Origin of the sequence: uncultured Zoogloea sp., assembly GCF_937894855.1 — a bacterium.
Lineage (GTDB): Bacteria > Pseudomonadota > Gammaproteobacteria > Burkholderiales > Rhodocyclaceae > Zoogloea > Zoogloea oryzae.
This window is the reverse complement of sequence record NZ_CALAYQ010000196.1, coordinates 1-16,947: the sequence shown is the minus strand read 5'-3', so window position 1 is coordinate 16,947 and position 16,947 is coordinate 1. Positions and strand designations below refer to the sequence as shown.

The following is a 16,947-nucleotide window of genomic DNA, read 5'->3' as shown; positions in this document are numbered from 1 at the left end:
AGGCGCCCGCTATGCACGGCAGTTCGGGGAGGCGTGAGATGTGTGTAATGGGATGCGTCTGAGGGTCTCCCTTGAACCCGTTGTGCTCAACTTGAGGAAACGCCTCAGGCAGGCACATCTGCGCGAACTCGTTGCGCAGAGTGACTACTAACAGGACGTACGGAAAGTCCTTCAGAAGCTCATCCGCCCGGAAGAGTTCATCCCTCCAGTTCCTCGGGTCTTCCGCCTCATTCAGACCGTCAATGATAATCGGGATGCGCTTGCCTGCACGCTCACCCGCTGCATCTACGGCCTCAACTAGCCGGTCGAAGCTCTCCGCTGACTTACCAGAAATCTTGAAGGCAGACACGAGATCGTCAAGCCCCTGGCCTGCATGAAGATTCTTGCCATGAAGCAAGACGCCGCCGAGGAATTCTTCGTGCGCCTGCGTCACCTTGACCGCAAGCTCTGACTTTCCTTCGCCCGCAGCCGCAAGCACGGCGACGGCTCGAGCGCCGATCGACCGCCCTAGACTGCGTAGTTCTGACGAAACTGCGTAGATGTCCGCAACCAGATTCGTGGCTAACGGAGCGCCATCTGAACGCGCCCCACGCAGCTTAGAGAGCAACTTGTCATAGCGCACCGGCTGCGACGGACTCGACGCCAGTAACTGCTGTACAGTGTGGAAGTCGCCCTTGCCAAGGGCCGTGTGCAGGTTATCAAGCAGGTCAGCCAATCCGGTGGCTTGAGCCAAGAGCGATTCAACTTCGGCCTTGATTTCAGTTTTGAGTTGCCCTGTCAGAGAAGAAATTTCCGTGCAATTCCTCTTGAGGGCACTTGAGAGAGTCTTCAGTGATACCCACGCGCTTTGGCCGCCCAGATGCCTAAGTACCTTTTCCTCTGCCCCAACGACAACGTGAACTTCTTGCTGGTACCGGTGCTTGAACGGAGCCGCAGCGAGTCTGTGCTGATCAGCAAGTAGTGCAGGCGTCAGAACGAGCTCGCCAAAGTAGGTTTCTCGAAGTAGCGCTCCCGGCCCAACCAGGAGGTCTTCAATGTCTGTTGCCGTCAGCAGCTCCAATTTCAACTCGGGGAAGCGGTCACTCTCAAGCGCAAAGAACCACTTTTGATCTTTACTTGTTAGAGTGTGATGCGTCCAAAGCTTCCAATCGGTCACACCTGGGGCATGCTCGCGCGTCTTCTCCATGCCCTCGATGATCTTTTTTCGGCGCGCAGCCCCCAAGTCTTGTCCGTTCGCCAGCTCATACCATTTGCATTGCCAGCCAATCCAGCGTGGCGGCGCTCCGAGATCACAGGACTCCGTCAGCTGGAGGTGGAACTCCACACCTGGTTGGTTTGCGAGTTGCTTGAAGCGACCAAAGCGCCCGTAGTGGCGGCGCACAAGAGAGCGACAAAGCTTCTCGAAGTTCTCATCCGCTGCTCCAGGCAGCTCGCTGAACACATTCCAATTTGCTTCAGGCATCGGTGCTTTCTCTGTCAGCTGGCATCAATGGAACCGTCGGTTGGATAGTCGTGCGCCGAGAAGACTTCGACCTTCGCCCCAGCCTCGATAAAGAGCTTCACGAACACAGACACCTCTGCCTCGTCAGTCGTGACAGTGATTCGATCGCCTTCACGCCTGAGTTGATGATCAAATACCAACTGGCCCAGATCAGCAGGCCCTAAGGTGTTGAGCTTCAAGCTGCGCAGCAACGAGAGCATTTCATTTGAAAATCTCTGATCTTCCGGGTCACCATGAAGGGTGGAGAGGCTGTCATCTTTAGAAGCCTGAGCGCTGAGCTTGTCAATATCCTTCTCAATCTTCTCTGCGTCTTGCGCTCGCTTGAACCTCCCGATGAGAACCAGGTTCATCGAGTGCTCAGACCCATATCCGTTCCAAATCTTCATGATTGCGTCTCTCGTTTGATCTCGAAGGTATTTCTGAGTCGGTTAAGCGCCGAAAGAACCCCGGCGTCTCCAATCTTCACGCCGGCGGGCGAGTAAGAACTCGTGCGCAGCGTGCCGGATGCGTCTATGTGCGCATAGGCCTGAAGGCCTCGCTCATCGGGGAGCGGGTCGCACGTCGGCAGTCCTGATGCACCCGCCTCGCTGACCGCAAGGCGAACCTTGCCTCTGTAGTTGGAGACCCAGTCCTGAAGTACTCGTCCGACCACTCCATCCATGCTTGCGACCGCGGTGGTTGCTTGCTGAGGAAGCAACAGCAATTCGCTAGCTCCAACCTTTTGTGCGAGCTCGCTCATCGCATCAAGTTCTGTAACCGTGCGCTCGTTGACCACTATGTTGATTCCAAAGGGCGACAAGGACGCAATCGACTCCATGCCTCGAAGCAGGCTGGCAAACTGCTTCCCGCGCTGTTCTTCATAGTTGCGACCTACCCCGTCAACGCTAATGCGTGCGAAGTGGATCGAGCCCTTGAGGCGCTCGACCAGCTGTGGCGTCATGTGATGACCATGAGTCGTGAATGTGACCGCGAGCCGAGTTTCTCCAGAAGCTCGTTTGCATATATCAACAAAGTCAGGATGCAGCGTGGGTTCGCCGCCGCCCAATCCGACGCCGAGGCAACCCTCTGTATCTAGTTCCTTCAACCAGCCGAGCACCTGGTCAGTACGCAGCGACGACTTGTGCTTTGGCGCGTAGCAGTACGTGCAGTGAAGGTCGCAAACATTGGTCAGTGCAATGGATATCTGGCGGGGAGACGTCGACCAAACCGCCTCTTCAGGGCGCAACTCTTCCAGCAGGACATTCAGACCTGAAAGTCGATCGAAAAGATGTACCCCGTTTGGGCCGAATCTGGACTTCATAAGGCATTGTCACCGAAAGCAGTCTTACCTTGAATGGGTATTCTAGTGCATCGACGTTCTCCAGGCAGCCTTTGGCGCGTTTGCCTGCTAAGCGCCTAACTATCAATCGGCGCCTGCCGTCCGCCGGGTCGAGGATGCTGTTCTCACGGATAACTGCTTAATCACCAAGAATTCGCCCGAGGCGAGCTGCATCGTGATCGAATGCAGCGAACGAGCCGGTGCGGAGTCGTGACTTCCGCTTTCGCTGCACTGCGGTCGTTGGGCTGAGACCACCGAACGGCTGTTGTGGGCACGCAGCACTCATTGAGGTTAGTCGAAAGCAGCCATTCGAGCCGGCTTCAAGTGTACGACTGCTGACCTACCCATTGCAGCCATTGGTGGCGCAGTACCCCACTGGCCGCATTGGCCGATGAGCAGCCCAGCGCCCCCTGATCTGTTGTATCACCCCTTCCACGAAGTCGCATTCACGAGTCTTCTCGACTAAGGCCAGCCGGGTGCCGGACGTGGGCACGCCTGCAGGGTCGGGTTGCCTGGATGTCTCCGGTGGCTGTATTGGGTAATCGTCGCTCGACATCGGGCAGCTGTTCCACGACATCCCGCAATTGTTGCTCGATGCCGTGCAAACTTCGCCGGATGTCGGGCGAGGTTTGCCGGACATCGAGCAGCGTCCGCCCGATGTCCGGCAGGGGCTCACGGGTGTCGGGCTTGCGTTGCATGATGTCGGGCAATGAATGCGTGACATCCCGCAATTGTTGCTCGATGTCGTGGGAGGGTTGCCCGATGTCGTGGGTTGATCGCTCGATGTCGAGCAGCGGTTGCCCAATGTCGTGGGGGGAACGCTCAATGTCGAGCGGCGGTTGCCTGGCGTGCTTGGTGAAATCCGTGGCGACCTGGATGTCTTTCACGATGGTTGTGTGGGATTGCCGGTGATCCTCGCGGCGCGGTGTGGTGTCGAGCAGGGCTTGCCGACCAAGCGGGTATGGCGGTCGGGGGCGTGCCTATGACCTGCTTGCCATGATGGGCGCTGGGCGTTACGTCCCGAACCTCTTGCCTGGCTTGGGTTTCGGGACGTTCCGTGCCTAGCGGTGGCTGTCTTGCCCAGGCGTTTGGTCAGGCCTCTTGGCGTTCCAGTGGCGTCACTCTGCGATTGCGAGGCGCAGCTGGATGATTGCGTCACGTCTCTCCGGCTTCGGGATGCGAGTTTGTTGGGCGTCGCGGCTGGAGGCGGCGCGCGGGAGGCGGGGAGGGCGCGGTGGGGGCCGGTGATCCTTGGCTGCCGTGCCGAAGAAAAAGGGCTGCCCTGGGGCGGGCCGGCCCGGGTTCCGCCGGGCCGTTTTTGTTTGTGCTGCCTCAGTGCTCGACCCGGAAGCGGTCCACCGCCTCCGACATGCGCCGCGAGAGGCGGGCGAGGGTGCTCGCCGCGCCGAGCGCTTCCCGGGCCGAGGCGTCGTTCTGGCCGGAGATCTGGCTGATCCGCGCCACCTCCTCGCCGATGCCGCTGCTGGCTGCGGCCTGCTGGCGCAGGCTGTCCGACATCTCGGCGGCGATGGTGGCCACCTCTTCGGCGCCAGCTTCGATCACGCTCATGGTGCGGCCGGAGGCTTCCACTTTTTCCACCCCCGTTGCCACCTGCTGGCGCGCGGAGGCCATGCCCTGGATCGCGTCACTGGTTCCGGTCTGGATGGATTCGACGACCCGGGCGATCTCCTGGGTGGAGGCCGCGGTGCGTTCGGCCAGCTTGCGCACCTCGTCGGCCACCACCGCAAAGCCGCGGCCCTGTTCGCCGGCGCGGGCGGCTTCGATGGCGGCGTTGAGAGCCAGCAGATTGGTCTGATCGGCCACCTCGCGGATCACGCTCACCACGGTCGAGATGTGCTCCGACGCTTCGCCCAGGTGCTGGATGCGCTCGGCGGCGGCCGAGACGGCCTGCTCGATGCTCGCCATCTGGGCGATCACGTCGCGGGTGGCTTCCTGGCCGCGGGCCGCCTGTTGGCGGGTCTCGCGGGTATGGGCGTCGGCGCTGCGGGCGTTGTCGCTCACCTGGTTGATGCTGGCGGCCATCTCGCCCACGCCGTTGGCCATCGCGTGGGAGGCGTCGTTCTGGGTGGCCGCGGCGCCGGCCAGGGCTTCCGAGGTGCGGGAGAGGGTGGCCGCGGTGTCCTCGATCTCGGTGGCCTGCTGGCGCAGCTCGGCGATCAGTGCGCCGACGTTCTGGGCGGTGGCGTCGATGTTGTTGGCGATGATGTGCAGCTCGTTGCGGGTGCCTTCCTCGTGGGGCTCGCGGCGGATGCGCGCCTGCAGATCGCCCGCACCGATGCGCCCGAGCACCTCGACGATGGCCTTCACCGGCCGCATCTGGTGGGTGATGAAGGTGTAGAGCAGCAACGACAGCACCAGCGCCGCCACCGACGCGGCGATCAGGATGATGTTGCGCAGGGCCGTGCTCTCGGCGGTGAAATCCTCCATGTAACCGCCGCCAGCCACCACCAGGCCACCCAGGCTGTCGGTGTGCTCGTAGTAGGCGATCTTGGTCCGGGATGCGCCGTCCCGATCCTTCCAGGGATAGGTGATGCTGCCGCCGCTGCCCGTCAGCATTCGTTCAAGCGGTTGGCCGCCTTCGGCGTCGCGGATCTCGGCGGCGTTCTTGCCCGCCAGTACCGGATGGAAAATCATCAAGCCCTTCTCGTTGCCCTTGGAGCGCACCAGGAAGGCGTAACCACTATTGCCGAACTTGAGGCTCTCCAGCGCCGTCTTGAGGCTGCCGAAGGCGCCGGTGAGGTCGAAACCGACGAAAAGCGCGCCCACCACCTTGCCGTCCTTGTCGCGGGCGGGGGTGTACTTGGTCATGTACTGGCGGCCGAAGAGCTTGGCGACGCCCAGATAGGTTTCCCCGGCGATGAGCTTGGCCGTGGCGGGATGGTCGGCGGCGAGCGCGGTGCCCACGGCCCGCTCGCCGGCGTCAGTCTTGAGCGAGGTGCTCACCCGCACGAAGTCGTCGCCCTTGCGCACGAACACCGTCGCAACGCCGCCCGAGCTGCGCGCGAACGCGTCGACGCTGGTGAAGTCGAGATTGACCGGCTTGCCCTGGTATTCGAGGTTCGGCGTTTCCGCCGTGCCCACCATGACCGTGCGGTCGGGGCGGAGCACGAAGGGTTCGGGAAAGTGGGACAGAAAGATCGCCGACACCTTGTCGGTCAGGCCCACGCTGATCTCGTGGGTGGTGTCCACCAGCTGGCGCAGGCCGTGGATGTGGCCCTTCACCTCCCGCTCGGCGTGCTCCAGGCCAAGGCGGTAGGTGTAGGACGAGACAAACAGCGCCAGTCCGAGTATGACCAGCCCGCCCAGCAGAATGGATGCACCCACGAACTGGTGACTCAGGGACATCCGGTTGATCGATTTCATCGTGCTCCCCCACGCCGTCGATGGGCGTCCTCGATTTATTACTAAAGTAATAGGTGATCCTGCTACGGCCGCTCGGCGGAAATCTTGAGCTGGCCTGCGTTTCGGATGCACGAGGGTGTGACGGATGGCCGCTTTTGGCGCCTGCCTGAAGCGTAATCGATTAGTATTCTCATACTCATTTCGATTGGGCGATGTCGGGCGTGAGCATGCGGGCGTGGTGACGGCTGGGTTGCGCCCGGAAAACCGGCCCTGAAATGCACAAGGCCCGGTCGAAACCGGGCCTTGCTGGGGAGGATCGCTGCAGCGCGGGCTTACCAGTGGGTTTCCCGGTCCGGCGTGGCGGTGATCTTGTGGATCGTCAGGTCGGCGCCTTCGAATTCCTCTTCCGGATCGAGGCGGATGCCGATGAGGGTCTTCAGCGTGCCATACACGATGGTGCCGCCCGCCAGCGCGATGACAATGCCGGCCAGGGTGCCGGCTACCTGGGCCACGACGCTTACCCCACCAAGGCCACCCAGCGCCGTGGTGCCGAAGATGCCCGCGGCAATGCCGCCCCAGGCGCCGCACAGGCCGTGCAGCGGCCACACGCCGAGCACGTCGTCGATCTTCCAGCGGTTCTGGGTGACGGTGAAGAGCTGCACGAACAGCACGCCGGCGACGGTCCCGGTGGCCAGCGCGCCGATCGGGTGCATCAGGTCGGAACCGGCACATACGGCGACCAGGCCGGCCAGGGGGCCGTTGTGGATGAAGCCCGGGTCGTTCTTGCCCAGCACCATCGCCGCCAGGGTGCCACCGACCATCGCCATCAGCGAGTTGAGGGCGACGAGGCCGCTCACCTTGTCGAGGGTCTGGGCGGACATCACGTTGAAGCCGAACCAGCCGACGGTGAGGATCCACGCGCCGAGGGCCAGGAAGGGGATGTTGGAAGGCGGGTGGGCCGCCACGTTGCCATCCTTGGTGTAGCGGCCGCGGCGGGCGCCCAGCAGCAGCACGGCGGGCAGGGCGATCCAGCCACCCACGGCATGCACCACCACCGAGCCGGCGAAGTCGTGGAACTTGGCGCCAGTGGCGGCTTCGAGCCAGGGCTGGATGCCGAAGTTGTCGTTCCAGGCGATGCCTTCAAAGAAGGGATACACAAAGCCGACCAGCAGGAAGGTGGCGATGCTCTGGGGGTGGAACTTGGCCCGCTCGGCGATGCCGCCGGAGATGATCGCCGGGATGGCCGCCGCGAAGGTGAGCAGGAAGAAGAACTTCACCATCTCGTAGCCGCTCTTCTGGGCCAGCACTTCGGCACCGGAGAAGAAATTGACCCCGTAGGCCACGGTGTAGCCGATGAAGAAGTAGGCGATGGCCGACACGCAGAAGTCGGTCAGGATCTTGACCAGCGCGTTGACCTGGTTCTTCTTGCGGACGGTGCCGACCTCGAGGAAAGCGAAACCTGCGTGCATCGCCAGCACCATGATGGCGCCGAGCAGCACGAAGAGAACATTACTGGCGTTGCTTGATTGCTCCATTTTGGGCTCCAAAATCGAAGCGGAGCACCAAGCAGGTGCTGTGCCAGTTTTGATTTATCAAAAATTTCAATCAATTCATAAGCTTGACATGAAGCTTGCACGAAGTTGTCGCACTTAAACCGTGCGCTTTACGTCCGTCTGCACCAAAATCAGGCGCAAGCGTGGTGCATTGAACCCCGAAACCGTGCGTTTACCAGGCGTTCTCGACCGCGATGTGGCCGGGGGCGGCCAGCCGGCTGAGACGAAAACCCCGTTCCATCAGGGCCTTGTGAGTGTCGCGCACCATGTCGGGGCTGCCGCAGATCATGAAGCGGGAGTCGGCATCGGTGAAGGGAAGGCCAACGGCGGCTTCGAGCTGGCCGCTGCGGATCAGATCCGGGATACGCGCATGAAGGGCGCCGGGCGCCGACTCGCGGGTGACGACCGGCTGATAAACGAGCTTGTGGCCGTGCTCGGCCCACAGGGGGTGCTGGCGCAGCGCGGCGATCTCGTCCTGATAGGCGAGGTCTTCGGCCACACGGGCGCAGTGGACGAGGATCAGGCGCTCGAAGCGCTGCCAGGTGGTCTCGTCCTGCAGTATCGATAGATAGGGCGCGAGGCCGGTGCCGGTGCCAAGCATCCACAGGTCGCGACCGTCTGCAAAGCGGTTGGTGGTGAAGAAACCGTTGGCCGCCCGCTCGATCATCACGCTGTCACCCACGCCCAGCTTTTCGAGCTGAGACGTGAAGGCGCCGTCCGGCACCACGATGGAGTAGAACTCCAGGTGCTCGTCCCAGGTGGCGGAGGTCATCGAATAGGCCCGCCACACCGGCGCACCGTTCTCCTTATATAGACCGAGCCGCGCAAACTGCCCCGGCACGAAGCGAAAACCGGGCTCACGGGTCAGCCGGAACGACAGCAGCCTGGGGCTCCAGCGGTGTATCCAGATGATAGTGGCGGTCGTGCTGCGGCTGTTCGTGTCGGCAACGTCGTCCATGGGGGGGCTCCGTGGGGGGAAAGGTGGTGCCTCACGGGAAAGACCGTTGCCGACGCCCAATCGTTCCGCTCAGGGCGTGTCGCCGGGATTATGGCTGACGCATTACGGCAGCGGAGTGACGAGAATTGTCACTATTGGCGCTGTCTGTTCTGGCCGGTGGGGCGGATGGGGAGTGCGATGTGGTCATCACGTCCTTGATTTATATGGAATCGGTTGGGTCCATCTTTTTTTGGCATGGGCCTTGCCTATAAGAGTGCAGTCGGGTCTCTGGCCCGCTTCGAAATACCTATAATCTCTTGGAGATACGCACATGAAAAAGCAAGGCGGTTTCACTCTTATCGAACTCATGATCGTCGTGGCCATCATCGGCATCCTGGCTGCGATCGCGGTTCCCCAGTACCAGCAGTTCCAGCGCAAGGCCCGCTTCACTGAAGTGATCTCCGCCACCGGCGCCTTTAAGAGCGCTGTCGAATTGTGCATCCAGAACAACAACAATTCGGCGACTGGGTGTTCGGCTAACAAGTCTGGTGATGGCTGGTCGATTCCCGCAAAAACTGCGACCTCCGGACACGTTGCCAGTGTGGATGTCGCTGATGGTGTGATCACCGCAATTGCCACTAAAACCGATGGTTTGAACGGTGAGACTATTGTTTATAAGCCGGATCTCACTGATACCACAAAGATTCTTTGGGTTAAGGACACGACGACCAGCTCTTGCTCCACCGCCACCCCGGCGATCTGCTGATTGTCCTGAAATCCTCAGGCCACCGTTTGCGGTGGCCTGACGGAGCAAGCCCGGAACGCGTAAGCCTTCCGGGCTTTGTTTTTGCGTGCTGCATCCGTCTTTCAGACTTCCCGCAGAGCTTTTCGGGCGCCGGCATGAGCCGATGCCCCTGATCCGGAGATTCTTCCTTGGCTGCCGGATACCCGGAATTCCAGCATTCATCTCCCCCGGCGCGCTGGGCAGACGTGCTGCTGCTCGGAGTGCTGCTGCTGCCCGTGTTGGCGTTGCCCCAGACCTGGGCCCACCGGGCTGCGTCCGTGGGCGTGCTGCTGGCGCTGGTGTTGATTGCCGCCGGCCTGCCGTGGCTGCGCGGGCTCGGTCGTGCGCTGGCTGTGGTGTGCCTGCTGCTGGCGCCGTCGGTGGCGTGGTACGGGCTGCGTTTTGGCGTGGTGCCGGGCGACGAACTGATGCTCACCCTGCGCATGAGCGATGCCCGCAGCGCGGTCGAGTTCCTGCGCGACGTGGCCGGGCAGTGGACCACCTGGGCGGTGTTCATCCTGGAGGTGCTGGTGCTCGTGGCGCTGAGGGCCCGTCGCCCGTGGCGGGTGAGCCGTCAGTGGCGGCAGGCAGGGCTGCTCGCCGGGCTACTCTATCTGGCGTCGGGGCTCGTCCACGACAGTTTTCTGCGTAGCGGGCTGCCCCTGGCTCCCTGGGCCACGCCCGAGCTCCTGCTGCGCACCTATCCGGTGTCTCTCATCCAACCGGTGGCATTGCTGGCCTCGCCGCAGCCGACGCTGGCGGAAATCGAACCGGTCAGCGTGACTGTCGACGCCGCGGCCCGCGAGCTCGCCCAGACCTATGTGCTGGTGATCGGCGAGTCGGCACGGGCGGATCGCCTCGGCCTCAACGGCTACGCGCGGGACACGACGCCCATCCTGGGCAGTTTGCCGGGCGTGGTGAGCTTTCCCCATGTGCGCTCGGTATCCGACTGCACGCTCCATGCGGTGCCGGCCCTGCTGACCATGGCTGACGCCGCCGGTATCGCCCGACGCCGGCCCGACGAGGCGGTGCCGACCCTGTTCGATTACTTCGGCGCCGCCGGCTTCTTCACCGCCTTCTTGTCGATGCACGAGCCGGTGCTGGCCGAGTCCATCGGCATCCGCGCCGACCTCGCCCGCAACCTGCGCTACCTCAATCCGGATTCGCCCCTGCGGGACGACGCGCTGCTGCCCGAGCTGCGGCGCCTGCTGATGGTGCCAAAGGCCCGCAAGTTCATTGTGCTGCAACTCATCGGCAGCCACTTCGAGTACGAGCAGCGCTACCCGGCCGATTTTGCCCTCTACCGCGGCGACGGCTCGCCGGAGAGTGAGCGCTCTGCCCGCTACGACAACAGCCTGCGCTACACCGACTGGATCCTCTCGCAAGTGATCGAAACCCTGCGCAGCCAGCAAGGCGAGGTCGTGCTCGCCTACGCCTCCGACCACGGGGAGAACCTCTACGACGACGCCCGGATGCGCTACCAGCACTGCGGCAGCGTGACCCACTTCGACACCCAGCCCGCGACGCTCTTCTGGGCCGAGCGGCTGCACAGCCCCGGGCCGTGGCAGATGCTCATCGCCAACCGCGAGCGCTACATCGGGCAGGAGATGGTCGGCGCCACCCTGCTTGATCTTGCCGGCGTGCGGGTGCCGGGCGCCGCGCTGCCCGAATCCCTTGCCGGCCCGATCCGCGAACAGCGCGTGCGCTATGTGCTCGATGGTGGCAAGCTCACGGGCTTTGCCAGGGACGGGAGCCCGGCCCCATGAATCCACGCAAGATCCCATCTCCGAACCATGACGCCCGCGCCCCTGGCGAGGCCGTGTCGCTGGTCGTCATCCACGCCATCAGTCTGCCTCCCGACCGCTTCGGTGGCAGCGGGGTCGAGCAGCTATTCACCAACTGCCTCGACCCTGCGGAGCACCCTTACTACTCGGGCATTCACCACCTGCGGGTGTCGGCCCATTACTTAATCCGTCGCACCGGTGAGCTGATCGAATTCGTGCCGCCCGAACTGCGCGCCTGGCATGCCGGCGTGTCCAGCTGGCGGGGGCGGGAACGCTGCAACGATTTCTCGGTGGGTATCGAGCTGGAGGGCTGCGACACGCTGCCCTTCGAGCCGGTGCAGTACGAGGTGCTCGCCGATCTGCTGGCCGATCTGTGCGGGCGTTTTCCCGTGGAAGGCGTGACCGGCCATTCGGACATCGCGCCGGGCCGCAAGACAGACCCCGGTTCGTGGTTTTCGTGGGGGCGTCTGCGCCGCGAACTGGCCGCGCGGGGGCGTCCGGATCTCGTTGCCCGGATCGAGCCCGAAGGGGCGGTCGACGCCGACGACGAGGCGTCGATGCGCTGGCCGTTTCCAGTCGCTGCGCGCCCTGACTGACGGTTTCGGGACGCTTCGCGAAACCCGCCCGGCGACTGGCTTTGCCCCGGCAGGGCCGTCCAGAGCCGCGCCGGCACTGCCTTCCGGATGATGCTTACGGAATGTCCTTGGCGGCGCCGTGAAAGCCCCCGGATTGACAAAAACCAGTCGAATCAATACAATGCGTTTTGTGTGCAATGCAGCACACATTTTTTTGAGTCGTTTTTTGTAAAACGTCGGCGCAGAAACCGCCGCATGGCCGGGCATCCCAAGCCGGTCACTGGCCAGAACCCTGGTCTGGTTTCAGCGTCATTTTTGGCACGCTGCCTGGTTGCACCAGCGTGTTTGGATCAACCCCTGGCGACCTAGTCTTTCGAGTGCCGTCGGCCGGTATTTTTGGCTGACGAGTTGAACCCGGCCCTGCTTTTCGAGGGCTGTCGGGTGATACAAGCGGAGCATCGCTTCCCGTTTTTTCAGGGGCGATCTTTCGTGCGCGCTTGCCTGACTGTGGCCACAGAAAGGAGAGCCCATGTTCGCAACTCGTATCACGAAGTACGCACGTCACGCGGCTTCATTCATGCTTCACTTCGCCCACGGCGGTTTGCTCGTCGCTGGCCTTATCGTCACTCTTTTTGTCGCTTCGCGGATCGCCAATCATGGCGTTCAGGGTCTTTCGCTCGGCAGCTTCACCGGTGGTCCTGCCACCTCCGCCGCCGTCGAAGAGATCGAGCCGGAAGTCGTGGAAGTCGCTGACGCCACGTCGACCAAGCTCAGCCCCGACCTGCAGCGCGTCAAGACCTACATCGCCAAGCGCTACCAGGTCTCCGCGGTTGCAGTCGAGCCGCTGCTGGCCTCGGCCCAGCAGACCGGCCGCAGTGTCGGCGTCGACCCGCTGCTGCTGGTGGCCGTGATGGCCATCGAGTCGCGGTTCAACCCCTTTGCCGAAAGCCCGATGGGGGCTCAGGGCCTGATGCAGGTCATCCCCAAGTGGCATCCGGACAAGATCGACGTCAAGTCCGACAAGGGCGCGATGTTCGATCCGGATACCAACATCCGCGTCGGCGCCCTGGTGCTCAAGGAGTACATCCAGAGCACGGGCTCGGTTGAGCGGGCCCTCCAGCAGTACAACGGATCCAGCGATCCCACCGCGCCCTACGCCAACAAGGTGATGGCGGTGAAGGCCGCCCTGAGCCAGGCCGCCCGTGGCGGCAAGTTCTTCGGCGTCTGATCCGTTGTTTTGCAGCCTGCCGTCAGGCAGGCGCGTGTCTCTTCCTTTCTGCCGATCCCCCTCCGCGCCCCCGCAACAGGCGCCGGAGGGGTGATGTGCCCGCCGCTGCCTACAGCACGCGGCGGATGCGTTCGGCGGCTTCTACCAGCCGGGCTTCGTCGGTGGTGTAGGCAATGCGCAGGTGACGCTCTGGCGCGTTGTCCCCAAAGTCGATGCCCGGGGTGGTGGCCACGCCGGCTTCCTCGATGAGCCGCTGGGCGAGTTCCTCGCTGCTGGCGGCGATGTCCGAGATGTCGGCGTAGAGATAGAAGGCACCCTGGGGCTCCGTCGCAAAGCGGAAGCCGATGTCGCGAAGCGCAGGCAACAGCGCATTGCGGCGGTCGGCAAAGGCGTGGCGACGGGCTTCCAGGATCTCCAGCGTGCCCGGCTCGAAGGCCGCCAGTGCCGCATGCTGGGCTGGGGTCGACGGCGAGATGAAGAAGTGCTGGGCGAGTTTCTCGATGTCCCGCACGTAGCCTTCGGGCACCACCATCCAGCCAAGCCGCCAGCCGGTCATCCCGAAATACTTCGAAAAGCTGTTCACCACGAACACGTCATCAGCCCGGCTGAGGGCGGTGCTCGCCTCGACGCCGTAGTTCAGGCCCTGATAGATCTCGTCCACGATCAGCACGCCACCGCGGGCCGCCACGGTGTCGCGCAGGGCCACGATCTCGTCCAGATCCAGCAGTGTGCCGGTGGGGTTGGCCGGGGAGGCCACCATCAGCCCGCGGGTGTTGGGCGTCCAGGCGGCAGCGACGTGGGCCGGCGTGGGCTGGAAGCGGGTGGTCGCATCCACCGGCAGGGCCACCGGCTTGCCTTCAAAGCTGCGCACCAGATGCCGGTTGGACGGATAGCCCGGATCGGGCAGCAGCCATTCGTCGCCCGGATCGGTGAGCACGCCCAGGGCCAGCATCAGCGCGCCGGACGCGCCGGGGGTGACGATGATGCGCTCGGGCGCCACGTCGGCCCCGAAGCGGTCGTGGTAGAAGCGGGCGATGGCCTCGCGCAGCGCGGTGAGGCCCAGGGCCGGCGTGTAATGCACGTGGCCGCTGGTGAGAAAGCGGCGGCCGGCCTCGACGATCGGGGCCGGGCTGGGGAAGTCCGGCTCGCCGACCTCCAGGTGGATGATGTCGCGGCCTTCGGCGGCCAGGGCGTGGGCGCGCTTGAGGATCTCCATCACGTGGAAGGGCTGGATGTCGGCCATGCGGCGGGCGATTCGGGTCATCGCGAAGTCCTGATTCTCTGGCGTTGCGGGAATCGACCATTGTAGGCCAGCCCCGCCTGCAGGCGCGACCCGGCGCTCCTCAGAACAGCGTGGTGAGGCGCAGCCAGCCTTCCGGCAACACGTCGATCACCCGAGCTTCCAGCCATTTGTCGGCACCGGTGAGGATGGCGATGCCGGCCAGGCCGATCAGCAGGCCGAATGCCTTCTTCATGCCGTCGCCCCGGGCGAGCACCCAGCCCCGGGTGCGGGCGAGGCTGGCCCGGGACGCGTAGGCCACCGCCACCAGCGGCGTGGCCGCGCCAAGGCCGAACACACCGAGGATCAGCGCCCCGCGGCCGGCGCCACCTTCGCTCGCTACCAGTGTCAGCGCCGAAGCCAGCAGCGGCCCGGAGCAGGGGCTCCACACCAGCCCGAGCACCCCGCCCAGCAGCAGCGCGCCGCCGAGGGAGCCGCCGTCGAGCCGGCTCGATGCCGCATTGGCCGACGAGGCCACGGGCAACAGCAGCTGGCTGAAGCGTGCGCCCAGGGGCGGCACCAGCATCACCAGCGCAAAGGCGATCAGCAGCACGGCGCCAAAGGTCCGCACGCTGTCGGGATCAATGCCCAGCGCCGGGCCCAGGGCGCCGACCACGAGGCCGATCGCGGCAAACGATGCGGCAATGCCGGCCCCCATCGCCAGCGGCGCCAGCCGGTTGGCCTGCATCGCGCCGCCAACCACCAGAGGCAGCACCGGAAAGACGCAGGGCGAGAGGGTCGTCAGGCTGCCGGCGAGGAGGCTGAGCCCGAGCTGGGGCAGGGAGAGGGCGGCGTCCATGATCGCGCCCTCACTGGGCCGGGGAGACGGCCGAGCGCAGGGCGGCGCGCAGGCGGTCGGCATCGGTCTCGCCGGCCAGCCTTGCCGTTTCCTTCGCACCGCGCCACACGATCAAGGTGGATTGGGTGCGCACGCCGAGCTTCTGCCGGAGGGCGCGCTCGCTGTCGTAGTCGGCCACCAGCAGCGGCAGAGGCAGGCTCGCGTCCGGCTTGAGGCCGTCGAAGACCTTGGCCTGGGCGCGACAGGTAGGGCACCACGGGGCGTGGAAATGCACGGCCACCGGCTTGCCGGCCGATTGGGCGGCGGCGAGGGCGTCGGCCGAGTAGGGCTGGATTTCCAGCGCTTGGGCGGCGATCGGCGCCAGCAGGCAGGCGAGGGCGGTAACGACGCGGGGGATGCGGGTGAGGCGGTTCATGGCGGGCTCCGGGTGACATGCGGGCGTGCATGTCGGATTGGTCGGAGCACGCGTCGGATTCTTACAGCGCGCCGTCAGATTTCAGTCGGTGTCGGGCCAGCCGGTGGGGCGATGGTGCCAGTCGAGCCGGCGCCGGGCGAGGTCGAAACTCGCCAGGGTGGTCAGCGCGCCGCCGATCTCGGGCGCCGCGTAGTGCATCAGGCTGATGCGCTCGACACGGCAGGGCAGAGCGGGGGCGGCAAAGGCGTCGAGCCGCGGCTGGATGCGGGCGGTGGGCCAGGTGCCGGCGTAGAGGCCGACGGTGACGTGGGGCGTGTAGGGGCCGCCGGGCTCGTCCTGGTCGCCGGCCAGGGCGCGGCGCAGGTGGCGGATGCCGCCGGCGGGGTCGGCTACCGACAGGAAGGGCGCCGAGCTGAAGCTCGCCAGCGCGCCGACGGTCAGCGTGAAGGGCGCCGGTGCAGCGACCGCCAGCGCGGCGACTTGGGTAGCCAGTTGATCGGGGCTGTAGTCGTCCGGGCGCTGCGGTTCAGCCGTCGGAAAGCCGCACAGGGCCAGGGTGATGTGGGGCTGGCGGCGGTAGCCGTCGAGGAGCAGCCCGTCCAGATGGGCCTCGGCCCCGGCCACGGCCTGGCGCACGTCGGGCAGGTCCACGTCCACCGCCCACAGGGCGTAGTGCGGGCGGCCCAGGTGCCATTCGGGAAAATCCCGACGCTCGTTGCGCAGGGTCTGCCCGGCGGCGAGGAAGGCCGCCCGGGCGTGGTCGAAGGTGTTTGTGGTCAACGGCGTACGGGCGGGGTGGGCGAAGTCAGCGGGCGGACGGAAGGCGCTCGCACATCCGGTTGCGCGGTTCGGGCAGGGTCTGGCCCTTGGCCTTGGCCCGTTCCATCATCTGGGCGTGGTGTTCGGCGACGTAGGCGAGGCATTCCTCGCGGGACTGCATGCCGCGCATGCGATCCCGGTGGGCGCTGCGCTCCTCGGGCGTCATCAGCGCCATCCCCGGGGTGTTGCGACGGTTGGCTCGCCAGTTGCACTGGGGCGAGCCCTGGGCCTGCCCGGCGGCAGCGCAGGGGCGATTGGCCGGGCCGGCGCCCGGGCCCATTCCGCCGCCCATCCCGCCACCCATCCCACCGCCCATTCCCGGTCCGGGCTGGGCCCAGGCGATGCTGCTCATCAACAGGCTGGCTGCGGCCAGCGCAAGGCTGTGCTTGAAGGTTTTCATGGTGATCTCCTGAGCGAAGGGCCCACCACGCGCGAAGCGGCGCCGGCGAGAGCCATTCAGCCCAATGGTAGCGCGCCAGCGCCCGCTTTCAAGCGCCACCCCCGGAACCCCCGCCAAACAATGACAGTCTCCCACTACCCACTACCCACTACCCACTACCCACTACCCACTACCCACTACCCACTACCCACT

Annotated in this window: 16 protein-coding genes; 4 read left to right on the top strand and 12 right to left on the bottom strand. The window is 64.7% G+C overall.

Annotation, left to right across the window (positions count from 1 at the left end; all coding sequences use genetic code 11):
* The 7 genes from Q0672_RS21165 to Q0672_RS21135 form a co-directional block, all read right to left on the bottom strand.
* Positions 1 to 1,462 (bottom strand): hypothetical protein (locus Q0672_RS21165; RefSeq protein WP_298625597.1); only part of this gene is annotated, 1,462 nt, incomplete at its 3' end.
* A 14-nt stretch (positions 1,463 to 1,476) separates the two neighbouring features.
* Positions 1,477 to 1,851 (bottom strand): DUF6375 family protein, encoded by a 375-nt coding sequence (locus Q0672_RS21160; RefSeq protein WP_298625595.1) that lies wholly within the window; start codon positions 1,849 to 1,851, stop codon positions 1,477 to 1,479.
* Between the two features lie 32 nt (positions 1,852 to 1,883).
* Positions 1,884 to 2,801 (bottom strand): radical SAM protein, encoded by a 918-nt coding sequence (locus Q0672_RS21155; RefSeq protein WP_298625592.1) that lies wholly within the window; start codon positions 2,799 to 2,801, stop codon positions 1,884 to 1,886.
* 464 nt (positions 2,802 to 3,265) lie between these two features.
* Complete coding sequence (locus tag Q0672_RS21150; RefSeq protein WP_298625589.1) at positions 3,266 to 3,706, bottom strand: hypothetical protein; 441 nt, start codon at positions 3,704 to 3,706, stop codon at positions 3,266 to 3,268.
* 445 nt (positions 3,707 to 4,151) lie between these two features.
* The gene (locus Q0672_RS21145; RefSeq protein ID WP_298625586.1) at positions 4,152 to 6,203 is read right to left on the bottom strand and encodes a methyl-accepting chemotaxis protein; all 2,052 of its coding nucleotides are present in this window, start codon (positions 6,201 to 6,203) and stop codon (positions 4,152 to 4,154) included.
* Positions 6,204 to 6,514: 311 nt separating this feature from the next.
* The gene (locus Q0672_RS21140) at positions 6,515 to 7,717 is read right to left on the bottom strand and encodes an ammonium transporter (RefSeq protein WP_298625583.1); all 1,203 of its coding nucleotides are present in this window, start codon (positions 7,715 to 7,717) and stop codon (positions 6,515 to 6,517) included.
* Positions 7,718 to 7,907: 190 nt separating this feature from the next.
* Complete coding sequence (locus tag Q0672_RS21135) at positions 7,908 to 8,693, bottom strand: ferredoxin--NADP reductase (RefSeq protein ID WP_298625580.1); 786 nt, start codon at positions 8,691 to 8,693, stop codon at positions 7,908 to 7,910.
* A 310-nt stretch (positions 8,694 to 9,003) separates the two neighbouring features.
* Here Q0672_RS21135 and Q0672_RS21130 point away from each other — a divergent pair, with 310 nt between their 5' ends.
* The 4 genes from Q0672_RS21130 (at position 9,004) to Q0672_RS21115 (ending at position 13,043) form a co-directional block, all read left to right on the top strand.
* The gene (locus Q0672_RS21130; protein ID WP_298625577.1) at positions 9,004 to 9,438 is read left to right on the top strand and encodes a prepilin-type N-terminal cleavage/methylation domain-containing protein; all 435 of its coding nucleotides are present in this window, start codon (positions 9,004 to 9,006) and stop codon (positions 9,436 to 9,438) included.
* 167 nt (positions 9,439 to 9,605) lie between these two features.
* The gene (locus tag Q0672_RS21125) at positions 9,606 to 11,222 is read left to right on the top strand and encodes a phosphoethanolamine transferase (protein WP_298625574.1); all 1,617 of its coding nucleotides are present in this window, start codon (positions 9,606 to 9,608) and stop codon (positions 11,220 to 11,222) included.
* The gene (gene ampD / locus Q0672_RS21120) at positions 11,219 to 11,836 is read left to right on the top strand and encodes a 1,6-anhydro-N-acetylmuramyl-L-alanine amidase AmpD (protein ID WP_298625571.1); all 618 of its coding nucleotides are present in this window, start codon (positions 11,219 to 11,221) and stop codon (positions 11,834 to 11,836) included. Before Q0672_RS21125 ends, ampD begins: the two co-directional genes overlap by 4 nt.
* Before the next feature lie 508 nt (positions 11,837 to 12,344).
* Positions 12,345 to 13,043 (top strand): lytic transglycosylase domain-containing protein, encoded by a 699-nt coding sequence (locus Q0672_RS21115; protein ID WP_298625568.1) that lies wholly within the window; start codon positions 12,345 to 12,347, stop codon positions 13,041 to 13,043.
* A 109-nt stretch (positions 13,044 to 13,152) separates the two neighbouring features.
* On the opposite strand, the gene Q0672_RS21110 is transcribed toward Q0672_RS21115, so the two are convergent.
* The 5 genes from Q0672_RS21110 to Q0672_RS21090 form a co-directional block, all read right to left on the bottom strand.
* The gene (locus tag Q0672_RS21110) at positions 13,153 to 14,307 is read right to left on the bottom strand and encodes a pyridoxal phosphate-dependent aminotransferase (RefSeq protein ID WP_298625565.1); all 1,155 of its coding nucleotides are present in this window, start codon (positions 14,305 to 14,307) and stop codon (positions 13,153 to 13,155) included.
* Between the two features lie 79 nt (positions 14,308 to 14,386).
* Positions 14,387 to 15,121 (bottom strand): cytochrome c biogenesis protein CcdA, encoded by a 735-nt coding sequence (locus tag Q0672_RS21105; protein WP_298625562.1) that lies wholly within the window; start codon positions 15,119 to 15,121, stop codon positions 14,387 to 14,389.
* Positions 15,122 to 15,131: 10 nt separating this feature from the next.
* Positions 15,132 to 15,536: a thioredoxin family protein gene (locus Q0672_RS21100; protein ID WP_298625559.1), complete on the bottom strand. Its 405-nt coding sequence runs from the start codon at positions 15,534 to 15,536 to the stop codon at positions 15,132 to 15,134.
* An 81-nt stretch (positions 15,537 to 15,617) separates the two neighbouring features.
* A complete protein-coding gene (locus tag Q0672_RS21095; protein WP_298625556.1) occupies positions 15,618 to 16,316 on the bottom strand; it encodes a 2'-5' RNA ligase family protein in 699 nt (232 codons plus the stop codon).
* 25 nt (positions 16,317 to 16,341) lie between these two features.
* Positions 16,342 to 16,755, bottom strand: a complete 414-nt coding sequence (locus tag Q0672_RS21090; protein WP_298625553.1) for a hypothetical protein — start codon at positions 16,753 to 16,755, stop codon at positions 16,342 to 16,344.
* Between the last annotated feature and the right edge of the window lie 192 nt (positions 16,756 to 16,947).

What these genes read in the sequence shown, in the direction of transcription:
- Q0672_RS21155 (WP_298625592.1), bottom strand. Translation starts at nt 2,801, where the DNA reads ATGAAGTCCAGATTCGGCCCAAACGGGGTACATCTTTTCGATCGACTT.
- Q0672_RS21090 (WP_298625553.1), bottom strand. Translation starts at nt 16,755, where the DNA reads ATGAAAACCTTCAAGCACAGCCTTGCGCTGGCCGCAGCCAGCCTGTTG.
- Q0672_RS21115 (WP_298625568.1), top strand. Translation starts at nt 12,345, where the DNA reads ATGTTCGCAACTCGTATCACGAAGTACGCACGTCACGCGGCTTCATTC.
- Q0672_RS21140 (WP_298625583.1), bottom strand. Translation starts at nt 7,717, where the DNA reads ATGGAGCAATCAAGCAACGCCAGTAATGTTCTCTTCGTGCTGCTCGGC.
- ampD (WP_298625571.1), top strand. Translation starts at nt 11,219, where the DNA reads ATGAATCCACGCAAGATCCCATCTCCGAACCATGACGCCCGCGCCCCT.
- Q0672_RS21110 (WP_298625565.1), bottom strand. Translation starts at nt 14,307, where the DNA reads ATGACCCGAATCGCCCGCCGCATGGCCGACATCCAGCCCTTCCACGTG.
- Q0672_RS21160 (WP_298625595.1), bottom strand. Translation starts at nt 1,851, where the DNA reads ATGAACCTGGTTCTCATCGGGAGGTTCAAGCGAGCGCAAGACGCAGAG.
- Q0672_RS21105 (WP_298625562.1), bottom strand. Translation starts at nt 15,121, where the DNA reads ATGGACGCCGCCCTCTCCCTGCCCCAGCTCGGGCTCAGCCTCCTCGCC.
- Q0672_RS21100 (WP_298625559.1), bottom strand. Translation starts at nt 15,536, where the DNA reads ATGAACCGCCTCACCCGCATCCCCCGCGTCGTTACCGCCCTCGCCTGC.
- Q0672_RS21130 (WP_298625577.1), top strand. Translation starts at nt 9,004, where the DNA reads ATGAAAAAGCAAGGCGGTTTCACTCTTATCGAACTCATGATCGTCGTG.
- Q0672_RS21145 (WP_298625586.1), bottom strand. Translation starts at nt 6,203, where the DNA reads ATGAAATCGATCAACCGGATGTCCCTGAGTCACCAGTTCGTGGGTGCA.
- Q0672_RS21135 (WP_298625580.1), bottom strand. Translation starts at nt 8,693, where the DNA reads ATGGACGACGTTGCCGACACGAACAGCCGCAGCACGACCGCCACTATC.